Below are 19138 nucleotides of genomic sequence, written 5' to 3'. Positions count from 1 at the left end.
CCGCGCCGCACCGCGGGTTCGGTGGCCGGCCCGGGGTTTCTCCGTATCGAACAGGGGGTGAGCGGCGTGGTGTACGTGGTCATCGCCTGCCGTGCGCTGCTGGCACTCGTCTTCCTCGCCTCCGCCGCGGGCAAGCTGCGGGGCAGGGACGCGCTGGCCGTCTTCACGGCGGAGGTACGGGCCTGGCGGCTGGTACCGGCCGGGGCGTCGGGCGCCGTCGCGGCGGGCGTCGCGGGCGCGGAGGCGGTGGCGGCCGTCCTGTCGGCGCTGCCGGCGGCGGGCCGGAGCGGGCCGGTGCTCGGGGGGCTGCTCGTCGCGGTGTTCACGGCCGGGATCGTGGTCACGCGCGCCCGGGGTACGACGGCTCGCTGTTCCTGCTTCGGCCGCACCGCCGTTCCGCTCGGCAGGCGGCACCTGGTGCGCAACGGTTTCCTGCTGGCGGCGGCCGGTCTGGCCCTCCTGCCCGTCGGGGAGCCGTCCGGGGCGCCGGCGGTGGTGGTGGCCGTGGGGGCGGGCGCGGCGGCGGCGCTGCTCGTCGTGACGCTCGACGAGATCGTCGGGCTGTTCGCCGCCTCGGAGCCGTCCGCCCCCTCGGTCTCCTCCCCGGCCTCCTCCTCCGTTCCGTCGTCCCCGTCTCCCTCCCTCTCCCCCTCCTCGTCTCCGTCCCCGTCCCCGTCGTCAACGCCCGCTCCAAGGAGCTGAACGTGGCTGTACTCGGCTCGGCCGTCGCCCTGTTGGGCGCTCTGCTCGTCGTCAACCTGATCCTCACGTACGGCATCATCCGCAAGCTCGCCACGCTGGGCCCCGCGCGCCCGGCGGGCCCGATCGACGCGGGCAGTGTCGGTACGGCCGCCGGACCGTTCACGGTCCGCGCCACCGACGGCGGGACGCTCGCGCGGGAGGACCTGCCCGAGGGCGCTCTGGTCGGCTTCTTCTCCCCGGGCTGCGAACCGTGCACGGAGCTGCTGCCGCGCTTCTCGGCCGCCGTGCGCCGTCTGCGTCTCCCTCAGGACCGCGTCCTCGCGGTGGTCGGGCCGGGCCCCGGTGAGGAGCGCACCTACACGGACGAACTCGACGGTCTCGCCCGGGTGGTCGCCGGCGACCAGGCGGAGACGGTGGTCGCGGCGTTCGGCGTGACCGGCTATCCGGTGGTGTGCCGGGTCGCGTCGGACGGCACGCTCACGGTCGTCGACCGCGACCTGAAGGGCCTCGACGCGCTGGTGGCCGGGTGAGCGGCCGGCGGGCGGGACGCCGGGACGGACGGCCGGCCGGCGCCGTGCCCACGGTCCTCGGGCTCGCCTGGCACGCGGCGCGCGGTCCGCTGGCCGGGGTGCTGGCGACCGCGCTGGTGGTCGGGCAGCTGCCGGTCCTGGCCGCCTGGGCGACCGCCGCGGTCCTGGACACGGTGGCCGCCTCGGGCGACCCCTCCCGGATCGTGGCGCCCGCGACGCTGATCGCGGTGGCGGGGGTCGCCACGGCGCTCCTCCCCCACCTCGACGAGCTGTTGCGCGGCGACCTCGCACGGGCCGTGGCGCTGCACGCCCAGGACCGCCTGTACACGGCGGTCGACGCCTTCGCGGGTCTGTCCCGTTTCGAGGATCCGGCGCAGCTGGACCGGCTGCGGCTGGCGCAGAGCTGCGGTCAGGAGGCGCCGCCGCAGATCGTGACCGGGGCGATCGGCCTGCTGCGGGCGGGCGTGACGGTCGCGGGCTTCCTCGTCTCGCTGGCCGTGGTGAGCTGGTGGCTGGTGGCGGTGGTCGTCCTGTCCGCGGTGCCCGCGCTGCTGGTGGAGCTGCGGATGGCCCGGGTGTGGGCCGACACGGTGCTGCGGGTCACGCCGCTGGAGCGCCGGGAGCTGTTCTACGCGCAGCTGCTCGGCAGCGTCCAGGCGGCGAAGGAGATCCGCCTGTTCGGTACGGGCCGTCATCTGCGGTCCCGGATGCGGGCCGACCGCGCGGCCATCAACGCCGCCCACCGCCGCTCCGAGCGCCGTAACGCCGTGCTTCAGGCGCTGCCCGCCTCCGTCTCGGCGGCGGTCGCCGCCGCCGGACTGCTGTGGGCGGTCCGGGAGGCCGCGCACGGCCGGATGACGGTCGGCGACGTGACGCTCGCCGTCGCCGCGACCGCCGCCGTCCAGGGCGGACTGGGCACGGCGGCCGCCCAACTCGCCCTCGTACGACGCAATCTGATGGTCTTCGAGCACTTCACGCAGGTGATCGCGACACCGCCGGACCTGCCCCTGCCCGCACCCCAGGACCGGCCGGCGCCCCTGGCCCTCGGCATCGAACTGCGCGACGTCTCCTTCCGCTACTCAGAGGGCCACGACTGGGCCCTGCGGCACGTCTCCCTCACGCTGCCCGCCGGTTCCTCCCTGGCCGTCGTCGGCGACAACGGCGCGGGCAAGTCGACCCTGGTCAAACTGCTGTGCCGGTTCTACGACCCCACCGAGGGCACCGTCCTGTGGGACGGCCGCGACATCCGCACCTTCGACCCGGCCGAGCTCCGCGCCCGGATCAGCGCGGTCTTCCAGGACTTCATGCGCTACGACCTGACCGCCGCCGAGAACATCGCCCTCGGCGACCCGGCCGCCGCCGACGACCGGGCGCGGCTGCGCGACGCCGCGGCCCGCGCGGGCGTCGACGACCTCCTGGGCTCCCTCCCCCACGGCTACGACACGATGCTCGGCCGGTCGTTCCCGGGAGCCGACCCCGACACCGACGAGGGCGTCGAACTCTCCGGCGGGCAGTGGCAGCGCGTCGCCCTGGCGCGCTCGCTGCTGAGCACCGACGCCGACCTGCTCATCCTCGACGAACCCACCTCCGGTCTCGACCCCGAGGCCGAGGACGAGGTCAACGCCCTGCTGGCCCGGCAACGCCGGGGCCGTACGAGCCTGCTCATCTCCCACCGTCTGGCGGCGGCCAGGACCGCGGACCGCATCGTGGTCCTGCGCGACGGCCGGGTGGTCGAACAGGGCCACCACGACACGCTGGTGGCGGCGGAGGGCCGCTACGCCGACCTCTTCGCCCGCCAGGCCGCGGGATACACGACGGGAGCCGAGGCGTGAACGCGTCCGCCGCGATCCTGCTGGCAGGCCTGCCGGCCGCGGGCCTCGCCCTGCTGGCGACGGCCGCCGTACGGGGCAGGCGCAGGCTGCGCGTGACCGTGTCGGGCGACAGTATGGCGCCCGCGCTTGCCTCCGGCGAGGTGGTGGTCGCGCACCGCGTCGGGCCGTCGGGACTGCGTGCGGGCGAGGTGGTCGTCCTGCTGAAGCCGACGGCGCCGGGCGCCTGGCGCTGGCCGGAGCCGACCGCCCGGCCCCACCTCCGGCCGCTGCTGGTCAAACGGCTCGCCGCCCTGCCCGGCGATCCGCTGCCTCCGGGCGTGCGCGGCGAGCACGAGGCCCAGGCGACCGTCCCGGCCGGATACGCGGCGGTGCTCGGCGACAACGCGCCGGCCAGCACCGACTCCCGCACCTTCGGCCTGGTCCCCCTGGACCGCGTCGTCGCCCGCCTGCCGGAGCGGCCTCAGGAGGTCCGGCACAGGTCGTCGTGAAGCCGCACGAGCGAGGCGTCGACCGGCGCCCCGAGCTGCGTCCGGAACAGTCCGGCGGCCTCCCGCATGGCCTCGTTCACGCCGCCCTGCTCCCCCAGCCGGTGATGGGCCCGCATCCGCAGGGCCCAGCTCCTGGTCCGCAGCGGGTCCACCGCCAGCAGCGCCGCCAGATCCCGCAGCGCGGCCCGCGGTTCGCCCACCCGCAGGCTGGCCTCCGCGAAGTCCTCCACGGCACGCCGCCGTTCCTCGTCCAGGTAGCCGAGCCGCGCGGCCAGCCAGCCACCCCGGGGCACCCCGACGGCGGCCCGGTCCGCTCCCCAGAGGGCGAGCGCCTCCTGGAGCAGCGCGACGGCCCGCTCGGCCCGCCCGTCGGCGAGCGCCGCCCGGCCCGCGTCGGCCCGCGCCGAGAACGCGGTCGCGTCGCAGGTGTCCCCGGGCACGACCAGTTCGTAGCCCCCGGGATGCGAGACCAGCGTCCCGGCGTCCCCGATCACCCGCCGCAGCGTGCACACGTGCGTCCGTACGTTCGCCACCGCCGACGCCGGCGGTTCGTCCTCCCACAGCGCGTCGACCAGGCGGTCCACGGAGGTCATCCGGTTCGCCTCCATCAGCAGCGCCACCAGCAGGGCGCGCGCCTTGGCCCCGCCGACCTCCTCCTCCGCGACCCGCACCCTGCCCAGCATCCGGAATAACACCGCTCCGCCACCCCCACGACCACCCAACCTGCAAACTCTTTCCGCAAGTTGCTGAAACATCGATCAAGCTAGGAGGAGGCGGCGACGCGGTCAAGGCCCTGGACTCCGCGAATCGACGCGCCTCGCGCCCCGGACCCCTCCCCGTCGCTCCCGCTCAGCCGTGGCCGAGCTTCCGCTTGAGCTCCGCCTTGTCCATCCGGGACCGTCCGTGGAGGTTGCGCCGCTGGGCCTCGGCGTACAGCTGGTCGTACGTGGGCCCCTCGGAGCCGCTGTGCGAGCGCTTGCCGCCGCGGCGCGAGGACGACATGTCCTGCGTGGAGCTCTTGCTCGCCGTCTTGGACTCGCCCGAGCGCGCCCGTTCCTTGTTCACGGTGCGGGCGGCGATCTCCTTCGCGCGCTTCTCGCTCTCGCCCCGGTCCAGGGCGCTCTCCTTGATGTGCTCGTACTGCCGCTCCCGCTTGGCACTCGATCCACGAGGCATGGCGTGCTCCTTCCCGGCGAGCCCCGCCCGGGCGGCAGGGCCCTCCCCGCGCGGTTGCCCCTTCCGCCGGTCTTCATGCGGAGGGCGCGGGTCGCGCCGCGTGCGGCCGGTACGGCAGCCGGAACAGGTCCCACGGGAACGCCGGGGCGGTCACGGCCGGCAGCCGCACCACCGTGACGGCCACCCGGCTGCGGCGGCGGCGCAGTTCGACCCGTACGGAGGCGGTGAAGCCGTCGATCGCGTGGCTCGCCCCGCGGGACGCGGCCCCCAGCGGCCCGTCGGCCTCGCCGGGTGCGGGGCCGAGCTGGACGACGGCGCCGGTGTCGCGGGGCAGCATGCGCCGCAGGGCGGCCCGGGTGCCGTTCACACAGCCGAGGTACGTCACCCGCGTGACCCGCTCGAACTCCTCCGGGGCCGCCGCGAGGAACGGCGCGCGGCCGGACGCGAACGCCGCGTTCACCCACACCACCACCGGGCCGAGGCGGCCCTCGACGCGGTCCGCCGCCTCCTCCGCCCTCCACGGCTCCGCCATGTCGACCGGCACGACCAGGGCTTCGCCCCCGGCCCGGCGGACCTCCCCGGCCACCTCCTCCAGACCGGCCCGGCCCTCCCCGAGGAGAGCCACGCGGGCCCCGGACTCCCCGAAGGCGCGTGCGGTGGCCCGCCCCGCTCCCTCGCCCGCACCGGTCACGACCACGTTGCGGCCCGCGAACGTCCTCCCGGGCTCGTCCGGCATCGCGTGCATGGCCAGCAGGCTCTCGACGAACGAGTAGAAATCGGACACCCAGATCATGATCACGCTCCTGCCGGCCGGTGGCACCTGCCCGCCCCGGCGCGGCACGCACCCACTCGGCCCCTGCCCCCGCCCCGGCGGAACACGCCCGACGCACGGATACGGGTGGGAGGACCACGGCCGGGTAGTCGCCTGACCGGACCGAGGCGACGGGGCCCGGCGTGAGGAGGACACGATGACTGCGCGTGCGGCACGAGCGTCCCGGGGCGCCGCCCTGTTCGATGTCGACGGGACCCTGGTGGACACCACCTACCTCCACACCGTCACCTGGTGGCAGGCGCTGCGCCGGCACGGTCACGACGTACCGATGTCCCGCATCCACCACGCCATCGGCATGGGCGCGGACCGTCTCCTCGACGCGGTACTCGGGGAGCGGCGCCGGCGCGCCGAGGACGGGGCGATCGCCGACGCGCACGGCGCCCTCTACGCCGCCTGGTACGAGAATCTCCGCCCCTTCGAGGGCGCGACGGAGCTGCTGCGCGCCGTGTCCGCCCGGGGATGGCGGGTCGTGCTCGCCAGCTCGGCCTCCGCGGAGGAGGTCGCCGCCGTCCGCCGGCTGCTCGACGCCGACGACGTGATCGAGACGGCCACCTCGGGCGGGGACGTGGACGCCACCAAGCCGGCGCCCGACCTCGTGGAGGCCGCCCTGGAAGCGGTGGGGGCCGAGCCCGAGGAAGCCGTCTTCGTCGGCGACACCGTGTGGGACGTCGAGGCCGCCGGGCGGGCCGGGCTGCCGTGCGTCGGCCTGCTGACCGGCGGCGCGACGCGCGCCGAGCTGGAGGAGGCGGGCGCGGTGCTCGTCTGCGAGGACGTCGCGACCCTGCTGCGGAGGATCGACACCAGTCCGCTGTCCCGGCCCCCGGAGTGACCGCCGGGCCGGCCGGTCACGCCGGGGCCCGGCCGGCGGCGCCTTCCGGCGCGCGGGTTCAGGCGCGGGACCTCGCGGCGGTCAGGGCGTCCTTGACCTGCTGCACCACGCGGGCCGCGTCGTCGGGTTCGTTCACGACGTCGGTGCGGTTCATGTCGATGACGAGGACCTCGCTGGCCGAGTAGTGCTTGTGCACCCAGTCGTCGTAGCCGGACCACAGGGTCCGGTAGTACTCCACGAGGGCCTCGTCCTGCTCGAAGTCGCGGCCGCGCAACCCGATGCGCTTGAGCACCGTCTCGAAGTCCGCCTTCAGGTAGACCATGAGGTCGGGTGCCTTGCGGTACGGCAGGCCGTCGATCTCGCGCATCATCTCGTCGAGCAGGCCCTCGTAGACCTGCATCTCCAGGGAGCTGATGCGGCCCAGGTCGTGGTTGACCTTGGCGAAGTACCAGTCCTCGTAGATGGACCGGTCGAGGACGTTGTCGCCCTGCTTGTACGCCTCCTTGATCGACGCGAAGCGCGTCTGCAGGAAGTAGAGCTGGAGCAGGAAGGGGTACCGCTTGGCCTGGATCTCCTCGGGGCTCGCCGTGTAGAAGAGCGGCAGGATCGGGTTGTCGTCCACGCTCTCGTAGAAGACGTCGCTGCCCAGCTCCTTCGCCAGAAGCTCGGCCACACTCGTCTTGCCGATCCCGATCATGCCTCCGACGCAGATCACCGACATACCTCACTTCTCCCTGGGATTCCTGTTCACGGCGAGAGCCGGGTGCCCCCTCCGCCCCGGACACGTCACGGCGGTCAGTCGGTTCCCCAGGATCTTCATGATCGATGTCACGCGGTCCCCGCCCGGGCCTCACAAGCCGCTGCGCGGGTGCCGCCCAGAAGCATAGTTGACCCGGGCGGCCCGGCGTCCTGGTCAGGCCAGGACGCGGAGGGCCGCCGGCATCGCCCTGAGGCTGACCGGCAGGGTGGCGTCGACCTCGCCGTCCGCGCCGTACGGCAGGGGGCGGTCGGCTTCGATGCGGACCTCCTTGCCGCGGAGGATCTCGATCTGCGGGCGGTGCACGTGGGCGCCCGTCTTGAGCTCGTTCATCATGGCGAAGAAGAGGCGCTTGGGCGCCTCCTTGATGACGACGACGTCGAGGAGGCCGTCGTCGACGCGGGCACCCGGGGCGATGTTCCGGCCGAATCCGTAGAAGCCGGAGTTGGCCGCGACCACGGAGTAGCCGCTGCGTTCGTGCCGGATCCCGTCGATCGTGATCCGGTACGCGGCGGGCTTCCAGGCGAGGACGGCCCGGAGGCCGCCGGCGTAGTAGGAGGCCGCTCCGCGCAGGAGACGGGAGTCGTTCGCGTGGCGGTTGGCCACCGCGTCGACGCCCGCGTACACGCTGCCGAGGACGCAGACGCCGGCGTGCCGGGCCGACCGCACCTCGATGGTGTCGACGGCGCGCGGTTCCCCGTCGAGGAGGACCCTGACGAGGCCCGGGGCGTCGGTGGGAAGGCCCAGGGCCCGGGCGAAGTCGTTGCCACGGCCCGCGGGGACCAGGCCGAAGACGGTGTCCGTGCCGCTGAGCGCGCCGCCGACGGTGCCGGCCATGCCGTCACCGCCGACGGCGAGCACGACGTGCCCCTTCTCCCCGGCCTCCCGGGCGACTTCCCGCGCGTGTTCCAGACTGCGGCTGTACACGGTGTCGAGCCGCGCGCCCGCCTCCCGCAGCAGCCGGGCCACCGGGAGCAGGCTCGCCGTGCCGCTGGATCCCCCTGCGGTGGGGTTGACGACGGCGGTGAACTGTCGCATGGAACTGGCCTCCGGGCGGCGCGATGAGAGGGTCGGGAAGGGGGCGGGACGGGGTGGTGCTCAGCGGACGGGGATGAGGACCCCGGGGCTGAGGACGCCGGTCGGGTCGACCTCGGCCTTGACCGCCTGGAGCATGCGGATGCCGAGCGGGCCGACCTCGCGGGCGTACCAGTCGCGGTGGTCGGTGCCGACGCCGTGGTGGTGGCTGATGGTGCCGCCCGCCGCCAGGATCGCGTCGTTCGCCGCCCGCTTCACGGGCGCCCAGTGCGCGACGGCGTCCTCGCCCTGCGCGGAGACGACGGTGAAGTACAGCGAGGCGCCGTTCTCGTACGTGTGCGAGATGTGGCACATGACGAGGGGCGGGGTGCCGGCCTCGGTGAGGGTGGCGGTCAGGGCGTCGCGTACGGCCGTGTACAGGCCGGGGATCGCGGACCAGAACGCGGCCGTCTCCAGCGTCTCGGCGAACGCGCCGGCGCCGAGGAGGGCGTCGCGCAGGTAGGGGGCGTTGTAACGGCCGTGCTCCCACTTGTCGCCCGCCTCCTCGCCGATGAACTCGCCGTCGCAGGCGAGGAGGACCTCGCGCGCGGCGGCGCGGCGGGCGGCTGTGTCGGCCTCGGTGCCCTCGAAGCCGACGATGGCCATGCAGCCGGGGTTCTCGGGGAGTGCGGCGCTGCCGATGGCGTCCGGCTGGGCCAGCCCGATGAAGGTCTCGGACTCGTCGGAGAGCCGCAGCACGGTGGGGCGGGGGCCGTCCTGAGCGAGGCGGCGCAGGGCGGCCGTGCCGGCCTCGAAGGAGGCGAAGCGCCAGCCCTCGTAGATCCGCTCCTGCGGCAGCGGGCGGACGCGGACGGTCACCGAGGTGATCACGCCGAGGGCGCCCTCGGAGCCGAGGATCAGCTGGCGCAGGTCGGGGCCGGCGGCGGAGCGCGGGGCGCGGCCGGTGGAGAGGGTGCCCTCCGGGGTGGCGACCTCCAGGCCGAGGACCATCTCGTCGAAGCGGCCGTAGCCGGCGGAGGCCTGGCCGCTGGAGCGGGCCGCGGCGAATCCGCCGACGGTGGCCCACTCGAAGGACTGGGGGAAGTGGCCGAGGGTCCAGCCGCGCTCGTTGAGCAGCGCCTCGGCCTGCGGGCCGCGCAGGCCGGGGTGGAGGGTGGCGGTGCGCGAGATCTCGTCGAGGGCGAGCAGCCGGTCGAGGCGCCGCAGGTCGAGGGCGACGAACGGGCGCTTCGTGGTGGGGGCGAGGCCGCCGACGACGGAGGTGCCGCCGCCGAAGGGGACGGCGGAGAGACCGTGGTCCGCGCAGGCGCGCAGGACGGCGAGGACCTCGTCGTGGCTTCCCGGCAGGACGACGGCGGCGGGGATGTCGTCGACCTCGCCGGCGCGGATGCGCAGGAGGTCGGGGGTGGACTTGCCGCGGGTGTGCCGGATGCGGCTCTCGGCGTCGTCCCGTACGCCGTCGGGCGCGGCGACGGCGGCGCGCAGGGCGCCGCTCGCCTCCTCGGTCAGTGCCGGGGCGGGCACGTCGATGTCGGTGAGGGCGGAGGGGCCGCTCTCACGGGGCGTGACGCCGAGCAGGTCCCGCAGCAGTCCGGTCACCGATTCGGGCAGGGGTGCCGCCTTGGCCGGGTCGCCCCAGCCGCTCCACAACATGTCCACTTCGAGAGGTTCCTCACGGTCTGTTTCAGGGACGGCGCTGCCGCTCGGCCCTCACTGGCATTACACTGTGACAGATGACGCCCATTCGTCACAACCATGCGGACGCAGATCCCGTCCTCGACGCGGCACGGGACTGCGTGCTCGCCGTCGGCGTACGGCGAACCACCCTCACCGACGTCGCCCGGCGGGCCGGCGTGTCCCGGATGACCATCTACCGGCGCTGGCCCGACGTCCGGAGCCTCGTCGGCGACCTGATGACCCGCGAGTGGATCGCGGTCGCCGCCGGCGCCATGCCGCTCGTCGACGACGACCGGCCCGAACGGGAGCGGATCGTCGAAGGGCTCGTGGCCGGCGTCGCCGCCTTCCGTTCCCATCCGCTGTTCCAGAAGATCCTCGACGTCGACCCCGAGCTGCTGTTGCCGTACGTCCTCGACCGGCGCGGCGCCAGCCAGGACGCCCTGCTCGGGCTGCTCCTCACAGCCCTGGAGGAGGGGCACGAGGACGGTTCCGTCCGCCGCGCCCACCTCGACCTGCAGGCCCGGTCCCTGCTGCTCGTCGTCCAGTCCTTCACGCTCTCGCTGCGCACCATGGCCGACGCGAGCGATCCCGAACTGAGCGAAGCCGCCTTCCTCGACGAGCTGCGCACCCTGCTGGAGAGGACCCTCGCCCCGTGAACCCCACGAGCACTCCCCCGAGCGGCACCGCCCTGCCCGGCTCCTCCCTCGACGCCGAGCGGCGCCGGCGCGAACTGGAGCGGCTCGCCGACGGCGAGACCGTCGACGTCCTCGTCGTCGGGCTCGGCGCCACCGGAGCCGGAGCCGCGCTCGACGCCGCCACCCGCGGGCTGAGCGTCGCCGCGATCGACGCCCACGACCTGGCGTTCGGCACCTCCCGCTGGAGCTCCAAGCTGATCCACGGCGGACTGCGCTACCTCGCCACCGGGCAGCTCGACGTCGCCCACGAGAGCGCCGTCGAGCGCGGCATCCTCATGGAGCGCACCGCCCCGCACCTGGTCCGCGCCCAGCCCTTCGTGCTCCCGCTCACGCCGCTCGTGAGCCGCGGCCAGGCGGCCCTCGCCCGGGCCGGGTTCGTCGCGGGCGACCTGCTGCGGGTCGGCGCCCGCACCTCGCGGCGCACGCTGCCGCAGCCGCGCACGCTGTCGGCCGTCGAGACCCGCCACCTCGCCCCCGCCCTGCGCCCGGTCGGCCTGCGCGGCGGACTGCTCTCCTGGGACGGCAAGCTCTCGGACGACGCGCGCCTGGTGACCGCGATCGCCCGCACCGCAGCCGCCTACGGCGCCCGGATCCTCACCCGCGCCCGGGCCCTGGAGCTGCGCGGCGACGGCGCGCTGGTACGCGACGAGACCACCGGACAGGAGCTGCGGATCCGCGCCCGCACCGTCGTCAACGCGACCGGCGTCTGGGCGGGCGGCCTCGTCGACGACGTACGGCTCCGGCCCTCGCGCGGCACGCACCTCGTCCTGCGCTCCGAGACCCTCGGCCGGCTCTCCGCCGGACTGCACATCCCGATCCCCGGCGAGACGAACCGCTTCGTCCTGGTGCTGCCGCAGGGCGACGGCCGGGTGTACGTCGGCCTCACCGACGAGCCCGTCGACGGCGACGTCCCCGACGTGCCGGAGGTCCCGGAGACCGACATCGGCTTCCTCCTCGACGTCCTCGGCTCCGCCCTCGACGTCACCGTCCGCCGCTGCGACGTGGTCGGGGCCTTCGCCGGCCTGCGGCCCCTGCTCGACAGCCGGGATCCGGACGGCCGCACCGCCGACATCTCGCGCAAGCACGCGGTGCTGACCTCGCCCGACGGCGTCGTGACGGTCGTCGGCGGGAAGCTGACCACCTACCGCCGCATGGCCCAGGACGCCGTCGACGCGGCCGTCGCCGTCCGCGACCTGCCCGCCGGCCCCTGCCGCACCGCCTCCGTCCCGCTCGTCGGCGCGGCCCGCCCGGCGGCCCTCGCCGGACTCGACGTGCCGCCCCGCCTCGTCCAGCGGTACGGCTCCGAGGCCCCGGCCGTCCACGCCCTCGGGATCGAGGACCCGGCCCTGCCCGAGCCCGTCGTGCCCGGGCACCCCGTGACCGGCGCCGAACTCGTGTGGGCGGTCCGCCACGAGGGCGCCCTCGACACCTCCGACCTCCTCGACCGCCGCACCCGCGTCGGCGTGGTCCCGGAGGACCGCGCCCTCGCGGAGGAGGCGGCCCGCGACGCCCTCGCCCGCGCGACCCCGGCCCGGCTGGGGCACGGCACGGGCACCGGTACCGGCGCCGGGTGACCGACGGCCGGGGCGGTCGGGGCGGTCGGGGCGGTCGGCGCCGGTTACTTGCGTCAGCGCGATATCCGCATCCGCCGATTTTTGCTCCGCCGGCGTATCCTGGGCGTCGACAGCCCGCGGAAGGAGACCGGAACCCATGACCGCGACGGATCCCGCCCTCACCGCGCTCGCCAGCCGCTGGGGCGCGCTCTCCCTGCTGCACGACCGGATCGAGTCGCACGTCGAGCGGGCCCTGCAGTCGGGCCACGGCCTGAGCGCGCGGGAGTACTCCCTGCTCGACGTGCTCGGCCGGCAGCACGACGGCGAAGGCGGCCACCTGCAGATGAAGCAGGTCGCCGACGCCGTCGTCCTGAGCCAGAGCGCCACGACGCGCCTCGTCACCCGCCTGGAGGACCGCGGACTGCTGTCGCGGTACCTCTGCCCGACCGACCGGCGCGGCATCTACACCGAGGTGACCCCGGCGGGCCGGGAGCTCCTCGGCGCGGCCCGGCCGACCAACGACGCCGCACTGCGGCGGGCGCTGGACGAGGCGGCCGGGAACCCCGAGCTGGCCCCGCTGGTCGCGGCCGTCGAGGCCGTCGACGTACCGGCGCCGCACCCGTAGCGGCCCACCGCACCCGCCACACCCACACCCACACCCACACCCACACCCACACCCACACCCACCGCACTCCACCACCCCCGTCCGGGCTTCGCGCCCGGGCGGGGGTTCTTCATTGCACCCGCCCACACCACGCAGGCGCCCACACTTCCACTCCAACATCTGCCCGCGTTTGCAATTAACACGCGTCTGCAATTATTGTGAGAGCACGCAAGGAGCTCGCTCAAGCAACAAGGAAGGGTTGGGCCCAATGCCGCTCGCACTACTCGCCCTCGCCGTGGGGGCCTTCGGAATCGGCACCACCGAGTTCGTCATCATGGGACTGCTGCCCCAGATCGCCGGCGACTACGGCGTCACCATCCCCACCGCCGGTCTCCTCGTCACCGGCTACGCACTCGGCGTCGTCATCGGAGCCCCGCTCCTCACCGTGCTCGGCGGCCGGGTCAGCCGCAAACGCATGCTCATGGTGCTGATGGGCCTGTTCGTGGCCGGGAACCTGGTCTCCGCCCTCGCCCCCACCTTCGAGGTCATGCTCGCCGGGCGCGTGATCGCCTCCCTCGCCCACGGCTCCTTCTTCGGCATCGGCTCCGTCGTCGCCGCCGGCCTCGTCGCCCCCGACAAGAAGGCCGGCGCCATCGCCACCATGTTCACCGGCCTCACCGTCGCCAACATCGTCGGCGTCCCCCTGGGCACCTTCATCGGACAGGCCGTCGGCTGGCGCACCACCTTCGTCGTCGTCGCCGCCCTCGGCGTCGTCGGACTGGCCGGCATCGCCCGCCTCGTCCCCGCCATGCCCCGCCCCGCGAGCGCGAACCTGCGCCGCGAGCTCACCGCCTTCCGCAACCCCCAGGTCCTGCTCGCCATGGCGATGACCGTCCTCGGCTTCGGCGGCGTCTTCGCCGCCATCACCTACATCGCGCCGATGATGACCGAGACCGCCGGGTACTCGGAGGGCGCCGTCACCTGGCTGCTGGTCCTCTTCGGGACCGGCATGTTCCTCGGCAACCTGCTCGGCGGACGCTACGCCGACCGCGCCCTGATGCCCCTGCTCTACGCGACCCTCGGCGGACTCGCCGTCGTCCTCGGCCTGTTCACCCTCGCCGCGCACGACAAGGTCCTCGCCGCGATCGCCGTCTTCCTCGTCGGAGCGCTCGGCTTCGCCACCGTCCCGCCCCTCCAGAAGCGCGTCCTCGACCAGGCCCACGGCGCGCCCACCCTCGCCTCCGCGGTCAACATCGGCGCCTTCAACCTCGGCAACGCCCTCGCCGCCTGGCTCGGCGGACTCGTCATCGCCGCCGGACTCGGCTACACCGCCCCGAACTGGGTCGGCGCCGTCCTCGCCGCCACCGCACTCGCCCTCGCCCTCTGGTCCGCCGCGCTCGAACGCCGCACCACCAGGACCAGCACCGTCGTGGCCCAGGCCGCCCCGGCCCGCGCCACCGAGCCCACCGAGCCCACCGCGCTCGCCAAGTGAAGGAACACGTACCCCCCATGGCACCGTCCACCACCCCCACCACCCCCACCGCCCCCGCCGTCCCCACCGTCACGCTGAACAACGGCGTCGAGATCCCCCAGCTCGGCTTCGGCGTCTTCCAGGTCGCCGACGACGCGACCACCGCCGCCGTCACGGCCGCCCTCGACGCGGGATACCGCAGCATCGACACCGCCGCCGTCTACGGCAACGAGGCGGGCGTCGGCCGGGCCCTCGCCGGCTCCGGGATCGCCCGCGAGGAACTGTTCGTCACCACCAAGCTGTGGAACGCCGACCAGGGCCACGACGCCACCCTCCGGGCCTTCGACGCCAGTCTCGCCAAGCTCGGCCTGGACTACGTCGACCTGTACCTGATCCACTGGCCGACCCCGGCCCGCGACCTGTACCGCGACTCCTGGCGCGCCCTCGAACGGCTCGCCGAGGAGGGCCGGATCCGCGCCGCCGGCGTCTCCAACTTCCAGCCGGAGCACCTGCGCCGGCTGCTCGACGACGCCACCCTGACCCCGGCCGTCAACCAGATCGAACTGCACCCCGCGCTCCGGCAGTCCGAGCTGCGCGCCTTCCACCGCGAGCACGGGATCGCCACCGAGGCGTGGAGCCCGCTGGCCCAGGGAGCGGTCCTCGACGACCCGGCGATCGAAGCGATCGCCGCCGCCCACGGCACGTCGCCCGCCCAGGTCGTCATCCGCTGGCACCTCCAGCTCGGCAACGTGGTCATCCCGAAGTCGGTCACCCCGGCCCGGATCCGCGCCAACTTCGACGTCTTCGGCTTCGTCCTGACGGACGAGGAGATGGCGGCGATCGCCGGTCTCGACCGCGGCCTGCGCACCGGCCCGCACCCCGACGAGCTGAACTGACCCCGGGCGGCCGGTGGGGCCTCAGGCCGTGCCGGTCGTCGTGGCGAGCGCGTCCAGGGACTCGGGGACCGTCTGGCCGCCGTCGACGGTGAGCGTCTGGCCGGTGATGAAGGCGGCCTCGTCCGAGGCGAGGAAGCCGACGGCGTGGGCGATGTCGGCGGTCTCCCCCAGCCGGCCCAGGGGGATCGACGCGGCCATCCGCCGCAGGTACTCCTCGCCCAGCGCGTCCAGGCCCTCGGTACGGACGTTCCCGGGGAGCACCGCGTTGACGGTGATGCCCAGCGGGGCCAGTTCGAGCGCCGCCCCGCGCAGGAAGCCCAGCTGGCCCGCCTTGCTCGCGCCGTAGTGGGACCAGCCGGTGTAGCCGGTGGTCGGTCCGGTGATGGACGAGGTGAGGACGACGCGGCCGCGCCCGGCGCGTTCCATCGCCGGCAGGCACGCCCGCACCGCGAGGATCGTGCCCCGGAGGTTGACGGCGAGGACGTCGTCGATATCGGCCGCGGTCATCTCGCGCAGCGGCTTCTCGGGGAAGACCCCGGCGTTCGCGCACAGGACGTCGACGTGCCCGTGGAGGCGTTCCGCCTCGGCCGCCATCGCCTCGACCGCGGCCGGGTCGCGGAGGTCCACGCCGGTCCCCGCGACCCGCCCGCCGGTGGCGCGGGCGACCTCCCCGGCCACCGCGCGCGCCACGGCCGCGTCCCGGCCGGTCAGGAGCACCGCCGCGCCCCGGCGGGCGAAGAGTTCCGCGATGCCCCGTCCGATGCCGCGCGTCCCTCCCGTCACCACGACGGACCGCTCTCGCCAAGGGGTGCTGGTCATGGGCCGCCCCGTCCTCTCCACGTCACTCACCGGTGGGTGCCCTCACCGTAGGCGACCGGCTCGCGCGCCGGTGAGACCGTTTTCGGGCTGCCCGCTCCGGCGGCGCGGATCTCACCCGTACGAGTCATCCGACGCGACCCGGCTGGCATATCCTTCCCGCCATCGCACGCCGACTCGAAGGACCCAGAGCATTGACCGGCTTCACCGCATTCCCCCTGCCCTTCCACTCCACCCGTACGCTGCCGTTCACGCCGCCGCGGACCTTGCGGGAGCTGGAGATGATGGAGTGCAGCGCCCATGTCCGGGCGAAATCGGGGTGGTTCGAGAAGAGGAACGACGCCGGCATCGTGGCCCGGTGGACCCGCGAGGCGGTCGCTCAGGGGCTCACCGAGGCGCAGGTGGCGTACGTGCTCGGCGAACTCGCGCACTACGCCGCGCTGAGGGACGAGGCGACCGGTGCCGAGGTGTCCGCGGTCGACGGCGTGTGGCAGTCGGACGCGCTCGTCGACGAGTCGCTCAGGGCCCGGCTGCGGGACGCGGTGCGGGTCCTGGAGGAGGTGCCCGAGGCGGAGAGGGACTGGCACCCCGGTTCCGACGGCCAGGTGCTCGACCTCGTGCACCCCTCGCTGTTCTGCCTGGTGCGGGAGGTGAGCGGCGCGCCCGAGGAGACGTGGCGGAACCCGACGGACCGCTACTCGGCGTACGAGTTCTCGGAGCGGTTCCAGTGGCTGCCCACGGACGTCGAGGTCGACGACGAGGGCGGGGTCGCCTTCCGCTCGTACGTCAACAACGTCCATCCCGAGGACCATCGTGAACTCGGCGCCGTGCTGCCGGAGTTGTTCGGGAGGATGCGTCCGCTGTTCGAGCGGGTGCTCACCGACCTGCGCCATCCCCGGCCGCTGCGCATCGAGGCCGATCCCTACGGGTGGTACGACGCGGAGCCGGAGTATCCGGTCAAGTCCGCCTACGCCGACGCCACGGCCTACCAGGAGGCCTACCACGCCTGGGCGGAAGCCCACGACGACTGGTACGAGAACCGCAGCCCGGTCGTCCCGGACGCCCCGGAGTTCACCGCGCCCGAGGCGCCCGCCGAGGCCGACCGGGTCGATCTGCGCGGTCGCCGGCTCCAGGTGATCGTCAAGCTCGCCACCATCCACCTGACCCCGGAGAAGCCCGAGTACGCGGGCGGCTCGTGGCACGTCGAGGGGATGGTGAACGAGCGCATCGTCTCGACCGGGCTCTACTACTGGGACAGCGAGAACATCACCGAGAGCCGCCTCGGCTTCCGGGCGGCGCTCGACGATCCGGAGTACCAGCAGAGCGACGACACCGGTGTGCGCGAGGTCTACGGCCTGGAGAACGACGAGGCGCTGAACCAGGTGCTGGGGTCGGCGTCGACGCCGCAGGGCCGGTGCCTGGCCTTCCCGAACGTCCTCCAGCACCGCGTCGACGCGTTCCGCCTCGCGGACCCCACCCGTCCGGGACACCGCAAGATCCTCGCGTTCTTCCTGGTCGACCCCTCGCAGCGGATCGTCTCGACGGCCGACGTGCCGCCGCAGCAGCCGTGGTCCGCGACCCCGACCATGACGCTGGAGCAGGCCAAGACCTTCCGCGAAGAGCTCATGAAGGAACGGAAGTTCTTCGTCGACGAGCACAACGAGCAGCTCTACGAGCGGGAGTTCTCCCTCTGCGAGCACTGAGCCCGCGGCCCCGGACGACGTGCGGCGCGCCGCCCCGGTCCCCCTGCGCGGGGGTACCGGGGCGGCGCGCCCGTCCCGTTCAGTCGCAGCAGCAGTCGCAGCACTTGCACGGGTTGCAGCAGCCACCGCCGCCGTCCCCGCAGCCACCGCCACCGCCCCCGGAGCCGCCGGAACCACCGGAGCCGCCGGGGCCGCTTCCGGAACCACCCGAACCTCCCGAACCGCCCGAACCACCGGACGAGCCACCGGAGTTGCCGCCCCCGCCGCGCCCGCCGAACCAGCCGTCGCCGCCGGAACCGCCACCGGAGCCGTCGCCGCTCCCGCCGCCGCCGTCGCCGAACTGCACGGACTCCAGGTCCTCGCCCTCGATCTCGTCGTCGCAGCGGCAGCAGTCGTAGCACAGCCTGCAGTCGGGGCAGAGACGGCGCCACTGGCCGCACCGCCGGCACTCGCCGTCCGGCGGCCGGTTCGCCGCCGTCATACCGCCCTCCGGGGCCGTGGCCGTGAGCGTCCCGACACCGCAGGAGTGGTCGGCGCCCGGCGCCGGGGGCGTCTCCGTACGACGTCCCGGCAAGGGCAGCAGGCCGAACAGTCGCGGCCTGCTGTCGTGCTGGTGGGCGTGGTGACGGTGCCGGGGGTCGAAGGCGCGGTCGACGGCGCGCTCCAACTCGCCTCCGAGCAGGGTCCGTACGAGTCGTCCGTCGACGAAGTCCGCCTCGGCCAGGGCAAGTCGGATGCCATGGACGGCGTCGTCGCAGAGCCGTCGCACCTCGGCGCGGTCCGTGCCGGTCACGGCGATCGGGTTCCACGCTCCCGAGGCCGCGTCCGTGTCCAGGTCCTCCACCGCGTCCAGCAGATGGGCCAGCCGGCCGAAGAGGCGCCCTGCCTCCGCGAGCGGTCCGGCGTTGCCCGGGCGGTCGGTGAGGACCGCCGTGTACGCGAAGGCGGCCGCGGTCGCCGTCTCCGTCGGCTCGGTCACCGTCAGCAGCGAGCCGCCGAGGCCGGTGACCCGCTCGATCTCCGGCTGGCGCTCGACCGCGTCGACGAGCACCGCCGTGTCGAAGCCGAGCCGTTCGCCGCCCGCCGCGCCCGCGCGGTCCCAGCCGCGCGCGATCCGACGGGCCGCCAGCGCCACCGGGCGGCGGGCCACCAGGCCGTCGCCGTCGGCGACATGGTCGCGTATCTTCGCCGCGGCGAGCACCAGCGACACCGTCGCCGCGAGCCGCGCGCCCTCGCCCTGGGCCACGTCGGCCGACCGCATCCCGCGCAGCGGGCAGGGACCGGCGGCCCGCCGCCAGTCACCGGTGCGCTCCGACTGCGCCTCGGTGAGCACCGAGACGATCAGGCCGTCGTAGTTGGTCGCCACCCGCGCGAACTGCCCGTACTCGCCGCGCAATGCCAGACACAGTCCGCACAGGTGCGCCATCCACTCCGTACGCAGGCCCTCGCCCAGCCGATGGCGGCATGGCCTGATGATTCCGAACACCGAAGTTCTCCCCCCGTAGAAAGCGACCGCCGCCCGGACACCTCGCGTCGGACGGC

19 protein-coding genes are annotated in these 19138 nt (G+C 74.3%); 11 read left to right on the top strand and 8 right to left on the bottom strand.

Annotated features, from left to right (window positions below):
* The first annotated feature begins 57 nt into the window (after positions 1-57).
* From ABZ621_RS27590 to ABZ621_RS27575, 4 genes are read left to right on the top strand one after another with little or no spacing between them, the layout of a single operon-like run.
* Positions 58-702 carry a MauE/DoxX family redox-associated membrane protein gene (locus ABZ621_RS27590; RefSeq protein ID WP_360609121.1) on the top strand — a complete coding sequence of 215 codons (645 nt, stop codon included), beginning with the start codon at positions 58-60 and terminating at the stop codon, positions 700-702.
* 2 nt (positions 703-704) lie between these two features.
* Positions 705-1232, top strand: coding sequence for a hypothetical protein (locus tag ABZ621_RS27585; RefSeq protein WP_360609120.1), 528 nt, complete (start codon positions 705-707; stop codon positions 1230-1232).
* Positions 1229-3064 carry an ABC transporter ATP-binding protein gene (locus tag ABZ621_RS27580; protein WP_360609119.1) on the top strand — a complete coding sequence of 612 codons (1836 nt, stop codon included), beginning with the start codon at positions 1229-1231 and terminating at the stop codon, positions 3062-3064. The genes ABZ621_RS27585 and ABZ621_RS27580 overlap by 4 nt, the downstream gene beginning before the upstream one ends.
* Positions 3061-3552 (top strand): S26 family signal peptidase, encoded by a 492-nt coding sequence (locus ABZ621_RS27575; protein ID WP_360609118.1) that lies wholly within the window; start codon positions 3061-3063, stop codon positions 3550-3552. Before ABZ621_RS27580 ends, ABZ621_RS27575 begins: the two co-directional genes overlap by 4 nt.
* Here the strand turns inward: ABZ621_RS27575 and ABZ621_RS27570 are convergent.
* From ABZ621_RS27570 to ABZ621_RS27560, 3 genes are all read right to left on the bottom strand, one after another.
* A complete protein-coding gene (locus ABZ621_RS27570) occupies positions 3525-4235 on the bottom strand; it encodes a BTAD domain-containing putative transcriptional regulator (protein ID WP_360609117.1) in 711 nt (236 codons plus the stop codon). The genes ABZ621_RS27575 and ABZ621_RS27570 overlap by 28 nt on opposite strands.
* Positions 4236-4401: 166 nt before the next feature.
* On the bottom strand, positions 4402-4728 hold the full coding sequence (locus tag ABZ621_RS27565) for a plasmid stabilization protein (protein WP_360609116.1): 327 nt from the start codon (positions 4726-4728) through the stop codon (positions 4402-4404).
* 73 nt (positions 4729-4801) lie between these two features.
* A complete protein-coding gene (locus tag ABZ621_RS27560; protein WP_360609115.1) occupies positions 4802-5521 on the bottom strand; it encodes an SDR family NAD(P)-dependent oxidoreductase in 720 nt (239 codons plus the stop codon).
* Positions 5522-5696: 175 nt separating this feature from the next.
* Here ABZ621_RS27560 and ABZ621_RS27555 point away from each other — a divergent pair, with 175 nt between their 5' ends.
* Positions 5697-6389 (top strand): HAD family hydrolase, encoded by a 693-nt coding sequence (locus ABZ621_RS27555; protein WP_360609114.1) that lies wholly within the window; start codon positions 5697-5699, stop codon positions 6387-6389.
* A 58-nt stretch (positions 6390-6447) separates the two neighbouring features.
* Here the strand turns inward: ABZ621_RS27555 and ABZ621_RS27550 are convergent, their stop codons facing one another.
* From ABZ621_RS27550 to ABZ621_RS27540, 3 genes are all read right to left on the bottom strand, one after another.
* Positions 6448-7110 carry a deoxynucleoside kinase gene (locus tag ABZ621_RS27550; RefSeq protein WP_360609113.1) on the bottom strand — a complete coding sequence of 221 codons (663 nt, stop codon included), beginning with the start codon at positions 7108-7110 and terminating at the stop codon, positions 6448-6450.
* A gap of 192 nt (positions 7111-7302) precedes the next feature.
* On the bottom strand, positions 7303-8184 hold the full coding sequence (locus ABZ621_RS27545; protein WP_360609112.1) for a YegS/Rv2252/BmrU family lipid kinase: 882 nt from the start codon (positions 8182-8184) through the stop codon (positions 7303-7305).
* 60 nt (positions 8185-8244) lie between these two features.
* Entirely contained in the window at positions 8245-9840 is a 1596-nt protein-coding gene (locus tag ABZ621_RS27540) for an FAD-binding oxidoreductase (RefSeq protein WP_360609111.1), read from the bottom strand.
* A gap of 74 nt (positions 9841-9914) precedes the next feature.
* On the opposite strand from ABZ621_RS27540, the gene ABZ621_RS27535 reads away from it, so the two are divergent.
* The 5 genes from ABZ621_RS27535 to ABZ621_RS27515 all read left to right on the top strand — a co-directional run bounded on the left by ABZ621_RS27535 (position 9915) and on the right by ABZ621_RS27515 (position 15077).
* Positions 9915-10514, top strand: a complete 600-nt coding sequence (locus ABZ621_RS27535) for a helix-turn-helix domain-containing protein (RefSeq protein WP_360609110.1) — start codon at positions 9915-9917, stop codon at positions 10512-10514.
* Complete coding sequence (locus tag ABZ621_RS27530; protein WP_360609109.1) at positions 10511-12127, top strand: glycerol-3-phosphate dehydrogenase/oxidase; 1617 nt, start codon at positions 10511-10513, stop codon at positions 12125-12127. The genes ABZ621_RS27535 and ABZ621_RS27530 overlap by 4 nt, the downstream gene beginning before the upstream one ends.
* A gap of 136 nt (positions 12128-12263) precedes the next feature.
* Positions 12264-12731 carry a MarR family transcriptional regulator gene (locus tag ABZ621_RS27525; protein ID WP_360609108.1) on the top strand — a complete coding sequence of 156 codons (468 nt, stop codon included), beginning with the start codon at positions 12264-12266 and terminating at the stop codon, positions 12729-12731.
* A gap of 247 nt (positions 12732-12978) precedes the next feature.
* Complete coding sequence (locus ABZ621_RS27520) at positions 12979-14202, top strand: MFS transporter (protein WP_360609107.1); 1224 nt, start codon at positions 12979-12981, stop codon at positions 14200-14202.
* Between the two features lie 17 nt (positions 14203-14219).
* On the top strand, positions 14220-15077 hold the full coding sequence (locus ABZ621_RS27515; protein WP_360609106.1) for an aldo/keto reductase: 858 nt from the start codon (positions 14220-14222) through the stop codon (positions 15075-15077).
* A gap of 21 nt (positions 15078-15098) precedes the next feature.
* On the opposite strand, the gene fabG is transcribed toward ABZ621_RS27515, so the two are convergent.
* Positions 15099-15896 carry a 3-oxoacyl-ACP reductase FabG gene (gene fabG, locus ABZ621_RS27510; protein WP_360609105.1) on the bottom strand — a complete coding sequence of 266 codons (798 nt, stop codon included), beginning with the start codon at positions 15894-15896 and terminating at the stop codon, positions 15099-15101.
* Positions 15897-16087: 191 nt separating this feature from the next.
* Here fabG and ABZ621_RS27505 point away from each other — a divergent pair, with 191 nt between their 5' ends.
* The gene (locus ABZ621_RS27505; protein ID WP_360609103.1) at positions 16088-17596 is read left to right on the top strand and encodes a DUF4246 domain-containing protein; all 1509 of its coding nucleotides are present in this window, start codon (positions 16088-16090) and stop codon (positions 17594-17596) included.
* A 79-nt stretch (positions 17597-17675) separates the two neighbouring features.
* Here the strand turns inward: ABZ621_RS27505 and ABZ621_RS27500 are convergent, their stop codons facing one another.
* Positions 17676-19082: a DUF5685 family protein gene (locus tag ABZ621_RS27500; protein ID WP_360609101.1), complete on the bottom strand. Its 1407-nt coding sequence runs from the start codon at positions 19080-19082 to the stop codon at positions 17676-17678.
* Between the last annotated feature and the right edge of the window lie 56 nt (positions 19083-19138).

Origin of the sequence: Streptomyces sp. NPDC007863 (genome assembly GCF_040633895.1) — a bacterium.
Taxonomy (GTDB): domain Bacteria; phylum Actinomycetota; class Actinomycetes; order Streptomycetales; family Streptomycetaceae; genus Streptomyces.
The sequence above is the reverse complement of the archived record's forward strand: the minus strand, read 5'-3'. Positions and strand labels throughout refer to the sequence as shown.